General features: G+C 45.1%; 3 tRNA genes. All 3 read left to right on the top strand.

The annotated features are described in order from the left end of the window. Window positions 1-85, top strand: a tRNA-Tyr gene (locus FAY47_RS13415). 7 nt (window positions 86-92) lie between these two features. Beyond that, window positions 93-168: transfer RNA gene (locus FAY47_RS13410), tRNA-Val, on the top strand. 54 nt (window positions 169-222) lie between these two features. Beyond that, window positions 223-297: transfer RNA gene (locus FAY47_RS13405), tRNA-Thr, on the top strand. Window positions 298-306: the final 9 nt, after the last annotated feature.

The following is a 306-nucleotide window of genomic DNA, read 5'->3' as shown; positions in this document are numbered from 1 at the left end:
GGATGAGTTCCCGAGTGGCCAAAGGGGGCAGACTGTAAATCTGTTGCAAGTTGCTTCGATGGTTCGAATCCATCCTCATCCACCATTTAAATGGGCGCATAGCTCAGCTGGGAGAGCACCTGCCTTACAAGCAGGGGGTCACAGGTTCGAGCCCTGTTGTGCCCACCATTTAAATAATTATATATTCTTTATAACAAAGTTAGAAAAATTAAACCATATTATGCTGGCATGGCTCAACGGTAGAGCAGCTGACTTGTAATCAGCAGGTTGTAGGTTCGATTCCTATTGCCAGCTCCAATAGAATAT

It is taken from the genome of Clostridium sp. HBUAS56017 (assembly GCF_007115085.1).
Taxonomy (GTDB): Bacteria; Bacillota; Clostridia; order Clostridiales; family Clostridiaceae; genus Clostridium; species Clostridium cibarium.
Note: the sequence above shows the minus strand (reverse complement) of the source record. Positions and strands in the feature narration are given on the sequence as shown.